Origin of the sequence: Paracidovorax sp. MALMAid1276 (assembly GCF_049198005.1) — a bacterium.
Lineage (GTDB): Bacteria > Pseudomonadota > Gammaproteobacteria > Burkholderiales > Burkholderiaceae_C > Acidovorax.
Genome location: NZ_JBMIRS010000112.1, coordinates 25,336 through 40,858 on the forward strand (window position 1 = coordinate 25,336; position 15,523 = coordinate 40,858).

16 protein-coding genes are annotated in these 15,523 nt (G+C 68.0%); 5 read left to right on the forward strand and 11 right to left on the reverse strand.

All coding sequences use genetic code 11. The annotated features are described in order from the left end of the window. From leuS to ACOQFS_RS07995, 5 genes are all read right to left on the reverse strand, one after another. Positions 1–2,694, reverse strand: coding sequence for a leucine--tRNA ligase (gene leuS / locus ACOQFS_RS07975; protein WP_421562362.1), 2,694 nt, complete (start codon positions 2,692–2,694; stop codon positions 1–3). Positions 2,695–2,784: 90 nt separating this feature from the next. Next, positions 2,785–3,237 carry an ExbD/TolR family protein gene (locus ACOQFS_RS07980; RefSeq protein ID WP_421562363.1) on the reverse strand — a complete coding sequence of 151 codons (453 nt, stop codon included), beginning with the start codon at positions 3,235–3,237 and terminating at the stop codon, positions 2,785–2,787. Then, complete coding sequence (locus ACOQFS_RS07985) at positions 3,234–3,926, reverse strand: MotA/TolQ/ExbB proton channel family protein (RefSeq protein ID WP_421562364.1); 693 nt, start codon at positions 3,924–3,926, stop codon at positions 3,234–3,236. The genes ACOQFS_RS07980 and ACOQFS_RS07985 overlap by 4 nt, the downstream gene beginning before the upstream one ends. Before the next feature lie 14 nt (positions 3,927–3,940). Next, positions 3,941–4,792 carry a 4-hydroxy-tetrahydrodipicolinate reductase gene (gene dapB, locus ACOQFS_RS07990; protein ID WP_421562365.1) on the reverse strand — a complete coding sequence of 284 codons (852 nt, stop codon included), beginning with the start codon at positions 4,790–4,792 and terminating at the stop codon, positions 3,941–3,943. Positions 4,793–4,876: 84 nt separating this feature from the next. Next, a complete protein-coding gene (locus tag ACOQFS_RS07995) occupies positions 4,877–5,437 on the reverse strand; it encodes an outer membrane protein assembly factor BamE (protein ID WP_421562366.1) in 561 nt (186 codons plus the stop codon). 103 nt (positions 5,438–5,540) lie between these two features. On the opposite strand from ACOQFS_RS07995, the gene fur reads away from it, so the two are divergent. Then, entirely contained in the window at positions 5,541–5,957 is a 417-nt protein-coding gene (gene fur / locus ACOQFS_RS08000) for a ferric iron uptake transcriptional regulator (RefSeq protein WP_421562367.1), read from the forward strand. 177 nt (positions 5,958–6,134) lie between these two features. On the opposite strand, the gene hprK is transcribed toward fur, so the two are convergent. The 4 genes from hprK to ACOQFS_RS08020 form a co-directional block, all read right to left on the reverse strand. Continuing rightward, positions 6,135–7,091: an HPr(Ser) kinase/phosphatase gene (gene hprK / locus ACOQFS_RS08005; RefSeq protein ID WP_421562368.1), complete on the reverse strand. Its 957-nt coding sequence runs from the start codon at positions 7,089–7,091 to the stop codon at positions 6,135–6,137. Between the two features lie 36 nt (positions 7,092–7,127). Continuing rightward, positions 7,128–7,595 carry a PTS sugar transporter subunit IIA gene (locus tag ACOQFS_RS08010; protein WP_409828026.1) on the reverse strand — a complete coding sequence of 156 codons (468 nt, stop codon included), beginning with the start codon at positions 7,593–7,595 and terminating at the stop codon, positions 7,128–7,130. 115 nt (positions 7,596–7,710) lie between these two features. Continuing rightward, positions 7,711–8,046 (reverse strand): ribosome hibernation-promoting factor, HPF/YfiA family, encoded by a 336-nt coding sequence (hpf, locus tag ACOQFS_RS08015; protein WP_421562369.1) that lies wholly within the window; start codon positions 8,044–8,046, stop codon positions 7,711–7,713. A 233-nt stretch (positions 8,047–8,279) separates the two neighbouring features. Then, positions 8,280–9,557 carry an MFS transporter gene (locus ACOQFS_RS08020; protein WP_421562370.1) on the reverse strand — a complete coding sequence of 426 codons (1,278 nt, stop codon included), beginning with the start codon at positions 9,555–9,557 and terminating at the stop codon, positions 8,280–8,282. Between the two features lie 203 nt (positions 9,558–9,760). On the opposite strand from ACOQFS_RS08020, the gene ACOQFS_RS08025 reads away from it, so the two are divergent. Next, entirely contained in the window at positions 9,761–10,681 is a 921-nt protein-coding gene (locus tag ACOQFS_RS08025) for a phosphoribosylaminoimidazolesuccinocarboxamide synthase (RefSeq protein ID WP_421562371.1), read from the forward strand. Positions 10,682–10,746: 65 nt separating this feature from the next. Here ACOQFS_RS08025 and ACOQFS_RS08030 read toward each other — a convergent pair whose 3' ends face one another. Together ACOQFS_RS08030 and trxA are read right to left on the reverse strand one after the other, a co-directional pair. Next, positions 10,747–11,559 carry an META domain-containing protein gene (locus ACOQFS_RS08030; RefSeq protein ID WP_421562372.1) on the reverse strand — a complete coding sequence of 271 codons (813 nt, stop codon included), beginning with the start codon at positions 11,557–11,559 and terminating at the stop codon, positions 10,747–10,749. Positions 11,560–11,644: 85 nt separating this feature from the next. Then, the gene (gene trxA / locus ACOQFS_RS08035) at positions 11,645–12,553 is read right to left on the reverse strand and encodes a thioredoxin (protein ID WP_421562373.1); all 909 of its coding nucleotides are present in this window, start codon (positions 12,551–12,553) and stop codon (positions 11,645–11,647) included. Between the two features lie 165 nt (positions 12,554–12,718). On the opposite strand from trxA, the gene purE reads away from it, so the two are divergent. From purE to ACOQFS_RS08050, 3 genes are read left to right on the forward strand one after another with little or no spacing between them, the layout of a single operon-like run. Beyond that, entirely contained in the window at positions 12,719–13,213 is a 495-nt protein-coding gene (purE, locus tag ACOQFS_RS08040) for a 5-(carboxyamino)imidazole ribonucleotide mutase (protein ID WP_421562374.1), read from the forward strand. Then, positions 13,210–14,382, forward strand: a complete 1,173-nt coding sequence (locus ACOQFS_RS08045; RefSeq protein ID WP_421562375.1) for a 5-(carboxyamino)imidazole ribonucleotide synthase — start codon at positions 13,210–13,212, stop codon at positions 14,380–14,382. The genes purE and ACOQFS_RS08045 overlap by 4 nt, the downstream gene beginning before the upstream one ends. A 10-nt stretch (positions 14,383–14,392) precedes the next feature. Continuing rightward, positions 14,393–15,412 carry an L-threonylcarbamoyladenylate synthase gene (locus ACOQFS_RS08050; RefSeq protein ID WP_421562376.1) on the forward strand — a complete coding sequence of 340 codons (1,020 nt, stop codon included), beginning with the start codon at positions 14,393–14,395 and terminating at the stop codon, positions 15,410–15,412. The last annotated feature ends 111 nt before the right edge of the window (positions 15,413–15,523 follow it).

Here is a 15,523-nt window from a genome sequence, read left to right on the forward strand (position 1 = left end):
TCAGATCACCACGTTCACGAGGCGGCCGGGCACCACGATCACGCGCTTGGGCGCGGCACCGGCGGCCTGGGCGATGAAGGCCTCGCTGGCCAGCGCAGCGCGCTCGATCTCGGCCTTGTCGGCGGCGGCGGGCACGTGGATGGAGCCGCGCAGCTTGCCGTTGACCTGCAGCATGAGTTCGATCTCGTCCTGCACCAGCGCGGCCGGGTCCACCTGCGGCCATGCGGCATCCAGCAGATCGCCCAGGTGGTTGGCATAGCCCAGGCTGCTCCACAGCCCGTGCGCGATGTGCGGCGTGGCGGGGTACAGCACGCGCAGCAGGATGCCGAAGCCTTCGATCAGCGCCACCTGGGCACCGGCCGAATCCAGGGCCTTGAAGTCCTCCAGCGCGTTGATCATCTTCATCGCGCCCGAGACCACGGTGTTGTACTGCATGCGCTGGTAGTCGTAGTCCACCTGCTTGAGCACGGTATGGATCTCCAGGCGCAGGGCTTTGGCCTCCTTGCCGAATTCCACATCTTTCAGGCTGCTGGCGCTGGCCACGCTTGCGGTAGCCGCTCCCATATCCATCGCAGACAGCTTGAGACCGAAGTTCCACACGCGGCGCAGGAAGCGGTAGCTGCCTTCCACGGCCGCGTCGTTCCACTCCAGCGTGGCTTCGGGCGGGGCGGTGAACATGGTGTACAGGCGGGCGGTGTCGGCACCGTACTTCTCGATCAGGTCCTGCGGGTCCACGCCGTTGTTCTTGGACTTGGACATGGTGCCCACGCCCTCGTAGTCGATGGGCGTGCCGACGGGCAGCAGGCCGTCGCCGCTGGTGGCTTCGTTCTTGAGCTTGGCGCCGATGATCTTGCCGCCTTCGTCCAGCACGTGCTCCACGTCGTGGGGCCAGAAGTAGTCCTTGCCGCCCTTGGCGGTGCGGCGGCTGTAGATGTGGTTGAGCACCATGCCCTGCGTGAGCAGCTTGGTGAAAGGCTCATCGACCTTGACCAAGCCCAGGTCGCGCATGACCTTGGTCCAGAAGCGGGCGTACAGCAGGTGCAGGATGGCGTGTTCGATGCCGCCGATGTACTGGTCCATCGGCATCCAATAGTCGGCGCCACCAGCGACCATGGCGTCACTGTTCTTGGGGTCGCAATACCGCATGAAGTACCACGAGCTGTCCACGAAGGTGTCCATGGTGTCCGTCTCTCGGCGCGCGGCCTTGCCGCACACGGGGCAGGTCACGCCGGCGTGAAAGCCCTCATGCTTGTGCAGCGGGTTGCCCGAGCCGTCGGGGATGCAGTCCTGCGGCAGCACCACGGGCAGGTCTTGTTCGGGCACGGGCACGGCGCCGTGTTCTTCGCAGTGGATGATGGGGATGGGCGTGCCCCAGTAGCGCTGGCGGCTCACGCCCCAGTCGCGCAGGCGCCAGGTGGTCTTCTTTTCGCCCAGGCCCTTTTGCGCGAGCGCATGGGCCACGGCGTCCACCGCGTCCTTGTAGGCCATGCCGCTGAAGCTGTCGGAGTTGATGGTCACGCCGCGCTGCTTGTCACCGTACCAGTCGTTCCACTGGTGGTAGTCGAACTGCTCGCCATCGACCAGCACCACCTGCTTGATTTCGAGGCCGTACTTGAGGGCAAACGCAAAGTCGCGCTCGTCGTGCGCGGGCACGCCCATCACGGCGCCATCGCCATAGCCCATCAGCACGTAGTTGCCGACCCAGATCTCGACCTTCTCCTCGGTCAGCGGGTGCGTGACGAACAGGCCCGTGGGCACGCCCTTCTTTTCTTGCGTGGCCAGCTCGGCCTCGGTGGTGCCGCCGCTCTTGCACTCTTCGATGAAGGCTTGGAGCGTGGGGTTGGTCTTGGCGGCATGTGCGGCCAGCGGGTGCTCGGGCGCCACGGCGCAGAAGGTCACGCCCATGATGGTGTCGGCGCGCGTGGTGAACACGTACATCTTGCCGTCGCCAATCAGCGCGCCGTCGTCGCCCGCGATGTCGTGCGTGAAGGCGAAGCGCACGCCCTCAGACTTGCCGATCCAGTTTTCCTGCATCAGCTTCACGCGCTCGGGCCAGCCGGGCAGCTTGTCGCCGGTGACGTGGTCGAGCAGCTCTTCGGCGTAGTCGGTGATCTTGAGGTAGTAGCCGGGGATTTCGCGCTTCTCGACCACGGCGCCGGTGCGCCAGCCCTTGCCGTCAATCACCTGCTCGTTGGCCAGCACGGTCTGGTCCACCGGGTCCCAGTTCACGACCTGCGTCTTGCGGTAGGCAATGCCCTTTTCCAGCATCTTCAGGAACAGCCACTGGTTCCATCGGTAGTACTCGGGGTCGCAGGTGGCGACCTCGCGGCTCCAGTCGATGGCCAGGCCCATGGCCTGCATCTGCTTTTTCATGTACGCGATGTTTTCGTACGTCCACTTGGCCGGGGGCACGCCGTTCTTCAGCGCCGCGTTCTCGGCCGGCAGGCCGAAGGCGTCCCAGCCCATGGGCATCAGGACGTTGTGACCGTTCATGCGCAGGTAGCGCGTGAGCATGTCGTTGATGGTGTAGTTGCGCACGTGGCCCATGTGCAGCTTGCCGCTGGGGTAGGGCAGCATCGAGCAGGCGTAGAACTTCTTCTTGTTCGCGTCTTCGGTCACGCGGTAGGCGTCGCGCGCGGTCCAGTGGTCGTGCGCGGCGCGCTCGACGTCTTGCGGAGAGTATTTGTCTTGCATGGGGGCTCGGGTGAGAGAAAGGTGCAGCCGCTGGCCGCGCTGCGGGGATTTTAGGCGGTCGTGCCCCCTGCCCCCGGGCAGGGGTGGCCGCTACCGCGATGGGGAGGGCTGCACGGGAGCGCCGGATGCCGCAGCAGGCTCGGCCACAAAGCCGATGCGCGAGAGCCCGGCGAGGTGCGCTGCACCCATGACCTCGACCACGCGGCCGTAGGGCACGGCGGCGTCGGCCCGCAGTTGCACCTCGGTGTCGGGCCGCTCGGCGCCAATGCGGCGCAGGCGCTCGGCCAGTGCGGCCTGGGCCAGGGGTTGGTCGTCCAGGTAGGCCTGTCCAGCCGCATCCACCACCAGCGTGACGAACTGCGGCGCGGTGCCGGGCGTGGCGCCCTCGGAGCGGGGCAGATCGAGCCGGATGGAGCTGGCCAGCAGCGGCGCCGTGAGGATGAAGATCACCACCAGCACCAGCATCACGTCCACCAGCGGCGTCATGTTGATGTCGCTCATGGGCTGCGGCCCCTGCGTGCGCTCAAGGCGGCCGAAGCTCATGGGGCCTTGCTCGCGGCGTGCTCCTGGGCCGCCGTGTCGATGAGCAGCTCGCGCAGGTCGCGCGCAAACCCTTCCAGATCGGCCTCGATGCGGCCGATCAGCCGCCCGAACACGTTATAGGCCAGCACGGCCGGAATCGCCACGGCCAGCCCGGCCGCCGTCATGACCAGGGCCTCGCCCACCGGGCCCGAGACCTTGTCGATGGTGATCTGACCGGCCCCGGCCATGGCCGTGAGCGCGTGGTAAATGCCCCAGACGGTGCCCAGCAGCCCCACAAACGGCGCGGTGGAGCCCACGGTGGCGAGCAGCACCTGGCCGTACTGCAGGCGCCCCAGCACCTCGTGCAGTGCATTGCGCAGCACGCGCGTGAGCCGCTGCGGCAGGCCGCCGGCGGTGGCCAGGCTGGCCCCGGCGCCCGCGCCAGGAGCATCAACTACCGAATTGATAGCAACAACCAGAGGCAGGACAAGCGCTTCCCGGTCAAAAGACTGCAAACGCTGCGAGGCCAGGTCGATGGACGGCGCCTGCCAAAACGCCGCCGTGCAGCGGGCCACGTCCACCGTCGCACGGCGCATGAGGCGCAGCTTCCACACGATGACCACCCAGCTGGCGACGGACATGGCCAGCAGGATCAGCGCCGTGCCCTGCGTGACGGCATCGCCCTGTCGCCACCAGTGCAGCGCGTCCATGGGGGTCCCGATGGTTATTGGCGGTTCAGACCGAGCACGTCGAACATGTCGAACATGCCGGTCTGGTGGTCTGCCAGGAAGCGCACCGCGCGCAGGCTGCCCTGGGCGTAGGTGGCGCGGCTCGACGACTTGTGGGTGATCTCGATGCGCTCGCCGATGCCCGCGAACAGCACGGTGTGGTCGCCCACGATGTCGCCGCCACGGATGGTGGCAAAGCCGATGCTGGAGGGGTCGCGCTCGCCCGTCACGCCTTCGCGGGCGTAGACGGCGCATTGCTTGAGGTCGCGGCCCATGGCCTCGGCCATCACCTCGCCCATCTTGAGCGCGGTGCCCGAGGGCGCATCGACCTTGTGGCGGTGGTGGGCCTCGATGACTTCGATGTCGTAGCCCGTGGCCATGGCCTGGGCGGCCATCTGCAGCAGCTTGAGCGTGACGTTGACGCCCACGCTCATGTTGGGCGCCATGACGATGGCGGTGCGCTGGGCGAAGGTGGCGATCTCGGCCTTCTGCGCATCACTGAAACCGGTGGTGCCAATGACGGCCTTGACGCCCAGCTGGCTGCACACGGCAAGGTGGGCCAGCGTGCCTTCGGGGCGGGTGAAGTCGATCAGCACGTCCGCGTTCTTCAGGCCGGCAGCGATGTCGGCCGTGATGGCCACGCCGCTCGCATGGCCCAGAAACGCGGTCGCGTCGGAGCCCACGGCGGGGCTGGCCGCCACGTCCAGCGCACCGGCCAGCACGCAGTCGTCACTGGCGCGGATGGCTTCGATCAGCATGCGGCCCATGCGGCCCGAGGCGCCCGCAACCGCCACGCGGCAAGGTGCGGCAGCGGGGGATGCGGCGGCGGGCGAAGATGTCCCTGTCATGAAAGTCCTGTGCGTAGAAAACCTGGGAGAAAAAGCGCGGCACGCGCCGGTCTGCGAGGCCGCGCCGCAGGGCCGCAGCCCGTGTCAGCGGGCGGGCGCTTCCAGCGGCGGGTAGCTGATGGAAGCGGGTTCCAGCGGGGCGGCCGTGGGCGGTGTGGGTGGGCGCGGCGACGGCGGGTATTTGGCCAGTTGCTCAGGCGTGGCCTCCAGCACCGGCACCTTGCCCTTGGCGCCGCGCGCGCCGAGGCTGGCGACGAAATCGGTCTCGGTGGGCATCTCGTCACCCTCGGAGCGATCGAGCACGTCGCCCTTGAAATACACCGTCAGCTTGCGGGTCAGGGCCTCTTCGTTCGGACGCTTCAGGGTGAACACGTACTCCCAGCGGTCGGCGTGGAACAGGCTGGTGACCAAGGGCGTGCCAAGGATCTCGCGCACCTGCTGGCGGCTCATGCCGGGCTGCAGGGCTTCGACCTGCTCGCGCGACACGAAATTGCCTTGCACGATGTCGACCTTGTAGGGCGTGACCATGCTGGCGATACGGGTACTGGCACCATTGAAGCTGCTGCAGCCAGCCAGGGCCGCCACACTGGCGCCGATCAAGAGGACCACCGCCGGGCGGGCGCTGCAACGGGCTTTGACGGGCATGGATAGAGGGGCTGAGGATATGATCGCCCCATTGTAGCGGCAGGCCTTGCGCCCCTTGACCGCAGGCTCCAGGGCCGCAGCCCGCACCCCGAAAGACCATGCCATGACCAACATCGACGAACTCAAAAGCACGGGACTCAAGGCCACGCTGCCCCGCCTGAAGATTCTGGAAATCTTCCAGAAAGGCACGCAGCGCCACATGACCGCCGAAGATGTGTTCCGCGTGCTGCTGGAGGACCGTTCGGACATCGGCTTGGCCACCGTCTACCGCGTGCTCACGCAGTTCGAGCAGGCCAGCATCCTGATCCGCAGCAATTTCGAGAGCGGCAAGGCGGTGTACGAGCTCAACGAGGGCCAGCACCACGACCACTTCATCTGCACATCGTGTGGCAAGGTGGAAGAGTTCTACGACGCCGAGATCGAAAAGCGCCAGCAGGCCGTGGCCAAGGCCAAGGGGTGGGTGGTGCAGGACCACACGATGGCGCTGTACGGCCAGTGCGCGACGTGTGCGAAGAAATGACTCCCCCCTGAGCCGCCTTCGGCGTCTTCCCCCCAGAGGGGGGACGCTCCCAGCGCGGCGGGGCGGCCCTTGCGCGGGAGCACTGGCGTTGGGAGCGCCAGTTTTTGAAGAATTGTGATCTGAATTGCCGCCAGCGCTTGTCCATCAATCGCTAACAGCTATCAAATACAGAGCAGACTAGCCACCCGTATCCCGCTCCATGGCCCGGCGGTGGCGTTCGACGAATTCCTGGTAGGTGTCGATGCCGCGCAGTTGCAGGATGGTGTTGCGCACAGCGGCCTCGACCAGCACGGCGATGTTGCGGCCGGCCACCACCTGGATGACGACCTTGAGCACGGGCACGCCCAGCACGTCCTGCGTGAGCGGCTCGTAGGGCAGGCGCTCGTAGTCGCGCTCCAGGGTCTCCTTTCGCACCAGGTGCACGATGAGCTTCAGGCGCATCTTGCGGCGCACGGCCGTTTCGCCAAAGATGGCGCGGATGTCCAGGAGGCCGATGCCGCGCACCTCCAGCAGGTTCTGCAGCAGCTCGGGGCACTTGCCTTCGATGGTGGTCTGGTTGATGCGGTAGAAGTCCACCGCGTCATCGGCCACCAAGCCGTTGCCGCGCGAGATCAGCTCCAGCCCCAGCTCGCTCTTGCCGAGGCCCGACTCGCCCGTGATGAGCACACCCAGGCCCAGGATGTCCATGAACACGCCGTGCATGGTGGTGCGGTCGGCGAAGTGCTTGGACAGGTAGGCGCGCAGCACATCGATGACGAATGCCGATGACTCATGGGTGGAGAACATCGGGATCTGCGCGCGCTCGCACATGGAGACCAGGGCATCGGGTGCCGTCTGGCTATCAGCCAGCACCAGCACGGGCGGCTCCAGCGTAACGATACGCGCGATGCGGCGCTTGCAGTCGTCCGGCGATGCATTGCTGAGGTAGGCAATCTCGCGCTCGCCCAGGATCTGGACGCGGTAGGGATGGATGTAGTTGAGATAGCCGACCAGATCCGCGCCCGAGCGGGCCGAGCGCACCGCAACTTCGTCGAAGCGGCGCTCTGAAGCGCCCAGGCCCGCCACCCATTCCCACTTCAGCAGGCCGCGGAATTCCTCGAACAGAACATCGGCACTGACGACGTTGGGCTTCACGGCGGGTCAGAAAAAGCGCGGCGGCCGAAAACGGATTCAGGCCGTCTGCGTGGACTGCCAGCCTGCGATCATGCCGTGCAGCTCGGCAGCATCGGTGCAGGCCTTGAGCTTTTCGCGCAGGGCGGAATCGCTCAGCAGCTCGGCGATTTCAGACAGGATTTCCAGGTGCTTCTGCGTGGCAGCCTCGGGCACCAGCAGGAAGATCAGCAGGCCCACGGGCTGCTCGTCCGGCGCGTCAAAACCAATGGGGTTGAGCAGCTGGAACACGGCAGCCATCGGCGCCTTGAGCCCCTTGATGCGGCCATGCGGGATGGCCACACCATGGCCGAGGCCGGTGGAGCCGAGCCGCTCTCGGGCAAAGAGGCTGTCCGTGATCAGCGCCCGCGACAGCCCGTGCTGGCTTTCGAACAAGAGACCCGCTTCTTCAAATGCACGCTTTTTGCTGGTGGCGTCCAGGCTCACGAGCACTTGTGCGGAGGGCAGGATGGAGGCGAGTCGGTTCATGGTGAAGGGTAACAATTATGCACATGTTGGCGAAAACCCTGAGACAGGGCCGCGCCGGGCAACAAAAAAACCGCCCGGTCGGGGCGGCTGCGGTGCCTGGCTCAGGGCGGTCGCATCAGGCGTGCATCACGCGCTTGGCGGCTTCGTGCTGGTGGTTCTGCAGGCGGTCCTTGTGGCGCACCACCTGCCGGTCCATCTTGTCGATGAGATCATCCACAGCGGCATACAGGTCAGCATGGGAGCTTTCGGCAAACAGGTCATTTCCCTTGACATGGATGTTGCATTCCGCCCGCTGCCTCTTTTCCTTTTCCTTCTGCTTCTCGACCGTCAGCAGGACCTTGACATCGACAACCTGGTCAAAGTGGCGGTTGATCCGGTCCAGCTTGTTCGTGACGTAGTTGCGCAAGGCGGGGGTGACTTCGAGATGGTGGCCGCTGATCGTCAAGTTCATAAATAAGTCTCCTGTGGCTCTCGGTGGAAGAAACGCCGCCCTGGATCAGAGGGGCGGCCCGGCGAACTTGGATGCATCCATTGACGTGAGTTCACTATGCCCCTGGCCCTGTCGAATTGCAATCCCATACCGCCCCGGCACGCTGGGTTATGCCGCCCCAGGTGCCAAAGGGACGGAATGAGCGCACAATGGACGAGTTCGCCGCGCCGAGTTCGCCGCGCCCCCAGGCCCCCTCAACGCGCCGAGGCTGTGGCCCCGTGCAGGTGCAGGCGGCCCACCACCACCATCGACAGCAGGCTGGCCGCAATGCCCACCAGAGCGGCCACCCAGTAATGCTGCACCAGCCCCTGCGCATCGCGGCTGATGATGAGCCCCCCCACAAACGAGGCCACACCCATGGCAGCCGACTGCACCGAGGCGTTGAGCGTCATGAAGGTGCCCCGCAGCTGCGGCTGCGCCGCCGAGGTGATGATGGCCATGCCCGGAATCATGCGGCCGCTGACGAACGCAAACATCAGCGTGGACACCAGCAGCACACCCCACAGCGGCAGCCCCTGGGTGAGCGTGATGCCCAGAATGCAGGGCAGGCCCGCCAGGGCCAGCCAGCGGAAGGTGACGACCTTGCCCAGGCGGTCCGTGGCCCGCCCGAAAACGCGGGCCGTGAACAGCGTGGCCAGCCCGCCGCAGAGGTAGACCCAGGGGATCTGGTCGGCGCGCACCCCCGCGTTGACCTGCATGTAGATGGTGATGTAGGGAATCACCGTGAAACCGGTGGACATCAGCAGGCCCGAGTACACAAAGGCCCAGCGGTGGTTGGCGTCTGCCAGCACCTGTGCGATGCCGCCCAGCGCCGTGCGTCGGCCGGCCGCGTGCACGTGGCCCGAAAGCGCGGGCAGGGTGCGCGCCGCCAGCACGGCCAGCACCGCCACCATCGCCGCGATGCCGAAGAACGGGGTGTGCCAGCCGCCATGCTCCGCCGCGATCAGGCCCAGCGGCACGCCCGCCACGGTGGAGACGGAGAACGAGGTCATGATGATGCCCATGGCGCGACCCCGCCGCTCGAACGGCACCACATCGGCCACGATGGTCTGCGACAGCGCCGACAGCACGCCCCCGAACACACCGGCCAGGATGCGCGCCACCATGAGCGTGCCGTAGGTGGGCGCCAGCCCGCAGGCCAGCGTGGCCAGACCGAACAGCACGTACAGCACCAGCAACAGCCGCTTGCGGCCGAACCGGTCGATGTAGGTGGATGCGACCAGGCCGGAAGCCCCGGCGGACAGCGTGTAGGCCGACACGAGCAGTCCGAACTGCGCGTCGCTGATGGCGAACAGCCGGGTGAGCTGCGGCCCGAGCGGCATCATGATCATGAAGTCCAGGATGTGCGTGAACTGGATGCCCGCCAGGGTCAGCAGCAGCCACAGCTCGCGGCGTGGCGTGAGCTGTGGCGCAGCAACGGTGGCGGGGCCGGGGGCCACCGGGTCGGCGGCAGCAGGTGCGGCAGAAGACATGAGGGAGGACAGCGGGCGCAGGCTCCGCCAGAGTCACAGGGCCGCACAGTGTGCCGCAAGGGCTCGGCCTTCGCTGGGCGGCCGCCCGCCGGCGCGGCCCCGCGCGTAAAATCCGCAGGTTGCGCCGAACGAAACACGGCGCCACCCGCCCGCTGCCGTGCGTGCACCGCACGGCAGACTGAGCCCTCCCCCGACCCCACACCATGACCCAGCCCAGCCCCAACGCCCTGCACACCTCCGCCCTGACCTCGCTGCCCCTGCTGGCACGCGGCAAGGTGCGCGACAACTACGCCGTGGGCGACGACCGCATCCTGATGGTGGCCAGCGACCGCCTGTCGGCCTTCGACGTGATCATGGGCGAGCCCATTCCCGGCAAGGGCGAGCTGCTCACGCAGATGGCCCTGTTCTGGTTCGACAAGCTGGGCCACATCTGCCCCAACCACCTGACCGGCGATGCGCCCGAGAGCGTGGTCAGCCCCGCGGAGGCCGCGCAGATCCGGGGGCGCTCCATGCTCGTGCAGCGCCTCAAGCCCATTCCGGTGGAGGCCGTGGTGCGTGGCTACCTGGCCGGCAGCGGCTGGAAGGAGTATCAGGAGTCGCGCTCGGTCTGCGGCGTGCCCCTGCCCGAAGGCCTGACCAACGCCGCCCAGCTGCCCGAGCCCATCTACACGCCCGCTGCCAAGGCGGCCGTGGGCGAGCATGACGAGAACATCACCTTCGAGCGCACGGTGGAGATGATCGGGCTCGACCTGGCCACGCGCATCCGCGACCTGAGCATCGCCATCTACAAGACCGCGGCAGAGATCGCGCTCGCCAAGGGCATGATCATTGCCGACACCAAGTTCGAATTCGGCCTGGCGCCGGACGGCACGCTGGTGCTGATGGACGAGGTGCTCACGCCCGACAGCTCGCGCTACTGGCCGGTGGAAGGGTACGAAGCCGCGCTGGCCGCAGGCCAGAACCCTCCCAGCTACGACAAGCAGTTTGTGCGCGACTGGCTGGAACAGGCCAAGGTGGGCGGCAAGCCCTGGGACAAGACGGCGCCTGCGCCGCGCCTGCCGCAGGAGGTGATCGAGAAAACCGCCGCCAAGTACCGCGAGGCCCTGGAGCGTCTGACGCACTGATGCACTGATGCACTGAAGCGCTTCGGCGTTCTTCGCCCCCGCAGGGCTGCGGGGCCCGGCCCGTCTCACTGCAGCGGGGTTTCCGCCGCCTCCAGCCGCATCAGCGGCTGGCCTTCTTCGTCGCGCAGCAACAGCTGGCGGCCCTGCAGGCGAAAACCCTGCACGGCGCCCAGCGCCTTGAAGAACCGCTGCTCGGTGGCACCCGATGCGAGGCACAGCGCAATGCCCGACACTAGCCCCCCGAACCGCAGCTGCCCTCCGCGCAGGGCGTAGTCCACCAGAAAGCGGTTGCAGCCGCCCGACCCCATGGCGCGCGGCTCGTCGGCCTGCAGCACCAGATGCGGCGCCGCGCTCCCCTCGGCGGGCGGGGGCACGGGCTCGCCTTCCAGCTCCACCAGTCGCCAGTGCGTGAGCGCCAGCGGCACGGCCGCCTCCACCGTGGCCGTGGACAGCGGCACCCGCAGCAGCTGCAGGCTCACGCGGCGGTAGGCGGGGTCCTGCGGCACGGGGGTGCGGGTGTGGGTGGTCCACAGCAGGCGGTCTTCCAGCGAGACCGTGGCGCGCACCTCGTAGCGGCCCTTGGGCGCAAAGTGGGACGAGGGATAGGGAATGGCCAGCGCAAATGGTGGCTGGCCGGCCGGGGCGCTGCGCTGGCGGCCCAGCACCACGGGCGGCTGGTCGGGCTGGGAGACATCCAGCAGCGTGGCCTCGAACACCGCCTCGGGCGGGAACATCACCCGCTCGCGCGCCAGGGCCATGCCGGTGACCACGGCATCGGACTCGGGCGGGCGCGTGGCGCAGCCGGCCAGCACCAGCGGTAGCGACAACAACAACAGCCGCAGCGCCTGCCGTACCGTGGCCCCGTCAAGCCGAGGCATCGTCGCGCCAAAGACCCGCATCTGCATCACTTTGCCTGCCACGCAGCGCGGCAGGCGCCACGCCCAGAGCCCTGTGCGCGCAGCGTCAGCTCAGCACCACGCTCGACAGGCGGCGGCGGTAGGCCGCTACCACCGGGTCATCGGGGGGAATCTGGCCGTCGGCCACCTTCACCTTGGGCGGCTCGATGAGATCGAGGATGGCCACATAGGTCTTGCGCGCCGCCTCGTCGTTCCAGGCCTTGTCGCGCATCAGGATTTCGAGCAGCTCGTCCATGGCGTCGGTCCACCGCTGGCCGGCCATGAGCCAGCGGGCGCGGGCGAATCGGGTGTCGAAATCGCGTTTGCTGGCGGCAATCTTTGCATCAAAATCGGCCTCAGCGCTTTCTCCATAAGCCTCTGAAGCTACGAAATCAATAGCATCCATCCAAACCTTGAGTGCCGAGAGCTTGCGCGAGGTGGCGGCCTTGGCGATCACCGGGGCAAAAGCCACCTTGGCGTCGTCGTCGCGGCCCAGCTGCAGCAGCAGCTTCACGTAGTCGAAGCGCACATCGTCGTTGGCGGGGTCGGTCACCACGGCGTGCTGCAGTTTCTCAAGCGCCGTGCCGGTGTCGCCCTCGGCCAGTGCGTCCAGGGCCTCCTCTTCCTCCGCCTCGGCCATCACCGCTTCGGCGGTGGGGACATGCTTGTCGAGAAAGGCCCGCACCTGGCCTTCGGGCAGGGCGCCCATGAAGCCGTCCACCGGCTGGCCGTTCATGAGCAGCACGCAGGTGGGGATGCTGCGGATGCCGAACATGCCTGCCAGTTGCTGCTCCTGGTCCGAGTCGATCTTGACCAGCTTGAAGCGGCCGTCGTATTCGGTTTCGAGCTTTTCGAGCACCGGGCCCAGCGACTTGCAGGGGCCGCACCAGGGGGCCCAGAAGTCCACCAGCACGGGCACGTTCATGGAGGCGGCAACCACCTCAGCTTCAAAGTTTTCTACGGTGACGTCAATCATGGCGGGTGTCCGGACCGGGGCCGGCGGAAATGGGGGGAGTTCGCGCTATTTTGGCCCATTGCCAGAGCCCGGCACGATGCGGGGAAACGCAAAAAGTAAAATCACGGGTTCCACCTACAGCGGACGCGGCGGGCCCCGGGCGCCGCCACACCGCCTCCAACCACCATGAAACCCATCCAGATCGGCGTGGTCATGGGTTCCAGCAGCGACTGGGACACCATGCAGCACGCGGTGCAAATCCTTGAGCAGTTCGGCATCGCCCATGAAGCGCGCGTGGTTTCGGCCCACCGCATGCCCGACGACATGTTTGCGTATGCCGAAGCCGCCGCCGGCCGGGGCCTGAAGGCCATCATCGCGGGCGCGGGCGGCGCCGCCCACCTGCCGGGCATGATCGCCGCCAAGACCCCCGTGCCCGTGCTGGGCGTGCCCGTGGCCAGCCGCCACCTGCAGGGGGTGGATTCGCTGCACTCCATCGTGCAGATGCCCAAGGGCATCCCCGTGGCGACGTTTGCCATCGGCACGGCGGGTGCGGCCAACGCGGCCCTGTTCGCCGTGGCCCTGCTGGCCAACGAGAACCCCGAACTGCGCCAGCGCCTCGACGCCTTCCGCGCCGAGCAGACGGACGTGGCGCGCAACATGCAACTCCCACCCGTCGCATGACCGAACCCATGCCCCCCTTGCTTCCGGGATCGACGCTGGGCGTGCTGGGCGGCGGCCAGTTGGGCCGCATGTTCGTGCACCAGGCCCAGGCCATGGGCTACTTCACGGCCGTGCTCGACGCCGACGCCGACAGCCCCGCCGGCCTCGTGAGCCACCACCACATCCGCACCGCCTACGAAGACCCTGCGGGCCTGGCCGAACTGGCACGCGTGGCCGACGCCGTGACCACCGAGTTCGAGAACGTGCCGGCCGCCGCGCTCGCCACCCTGGCGCAGCAGCGACCCGTGTCACCCGCCGCCAGCGCCGTGTCGGTGGCGCAGGACCGGGCGCGCGAAAAGGCGCACTTTGTGGCCTGCGGCGTGCCCTGCGCGCCGTACGCGGTGATCGAGACGGCGGAGCAATTGGCAGCCGTTTCGTCCGATCTGCTCCCGGGCATCCTGAAAACGGCCCGCATGGGCTATGACGGCAAGGGCCAGGTGCGCGTGAAGACGCCCGCCGAGCTGGCCGCCGCGTGGGATGCCGTCGGCCGCGTGCCCTGCGTGCTGGAGCAGATGCTGCCGCTGGCGCTGGAATGCTCGGTGATCGTGGCCCGCGGCCACGACGGTGCCATGGTGCACCTGCCCGTGCAGCGCAACCTGCACCGGGACGGCATCCTGGCCGTGACCGAAGTTCATGACCAAAATATGCCCCCAGCGCTTGCTGCACAAGCGGTTAAAGCTGCAAAATCTGTAGCAGAAGGCCTGCAGTACGTGGGTGTGCTGTGCGTGGAGTTCTTCGTGCTGCAGGACGACCGCCTGGTGGTCAACGAGATCGCACCGCGCCCGCACAACAGCGGCCACTACAGCCAGAACGCCTGCGATGTGTCGCAGTTCGAGCTGCAGGTGCGCACCCTGGCGCGCCTGCCGCTCACGCAGCCGCGCCAGCACAGCCCCGCCGTCATGCTCAACCTGCTGGGCGACCTGTGGTTCGCCCAGGGCGGCGATACCGCGCAGACCCCGCCCTGGGCTGCCGTGCTCGCCCTGCCCGGCACCCACCTGCACCTGTATGGCAAGCGCGAGGCCAAGCGCGGCCGCAAGATGGGACACCTGAACATCACCGCCCCCACGGCCGAGGCCGCCCGCGCCACGGCCTTGCAGGCCGCCGCGCTGCTGGGCATCGCTGCTTTCTGATGGCCCCCGCATGATCCTGGACGGCACCCTTCCCGAATCCATCGCCGCCGCCGCCCGCGCCGTGCGCAGCGGCGCGCTGCTGGGCCTGCCCACCGAAACGGTGTACGGCCTGGCGGCCGACGCCGCCAGCGACACGGCCGTGGCGCAGATCTTTGCCGCCAAGGGCCGGCCCAGCGACCACCCGCTGATCGTGCACGTGGCCAGCGCCGAAGGCGTTGCGCACTTTGCCTGCGAGGTGCCGGCCTTTGCGCAGAAGCTGGTGGACGCCTTCTGGCCCGGCCCGCTCACCGTGATCCTGCCGCGCCTGCCGGGTGTGGCCACCGCCGCCACCGGCGGGCAGGACAGCGTGGGCCTGCGCTGCCCCGCCCACCCCGTGGCCCATGCACTGCTGCTGGCCTGCGCCGCACCCGGCGACGGCCCCGAACAGGGCGGCCCGCCCGTGTGGGGCGTGGCGGCCCCCAGCGCCAACCGCTTTGGCCGCGTGAGCCCCACCACCGCCCGCCATGTGCAAGACGAACTCGGCGAGGCGCTGCTGGTGCTGGACGGCGGCCCCTGCCAGGTCGGCATCGAGAGCACCATCGTCGACTGCACGCGCGGCGTGCCGGTGCTGCTGCGCCCCGGGGCCATCACGCGCGAGCAAATCGCGCAGGCCTGCGGCATGGCGCCGCTGTCCAAGGACGAGCTGCCCGCGCACACGCCCCGCGCCTCGGGCACGCTGGAGGCCCACTACGCCCCTGCCGCCCAGGTGCGCCTGATGGACGCCAAGGCGCTGCAGACCGGCCTGGACCTGCTGGGCGCCGAGGCCCGCAACATTGCGGTGTACGCGCGCGCGGCGCTGCGCACCCCGTCCTCCGCGCTGGTCCTGCGCCGCATGCCCGACGACGCCGCCGCCACCGCCCAGCAGCTGTTTGCCGTGCTGCGCGGCTTTGACGACGAGGGCGTGAAGCTGATCTGGATCGAGACGCCCCCCGCCACCCCGGAATGGGAAGGCGTGCGCGACCGGCTGCAGCGCGCGGCGGCGGCGGGGTGAAGGGATCACTCTCCTGAGAACGTGTTTACGATCTCCCAGGGGTCGCGCAGCGGTCTTGTCGGGATGGGATGCAAGGCGCGGTGCGCAGTGGATAGCCCGGCTATCCACAAG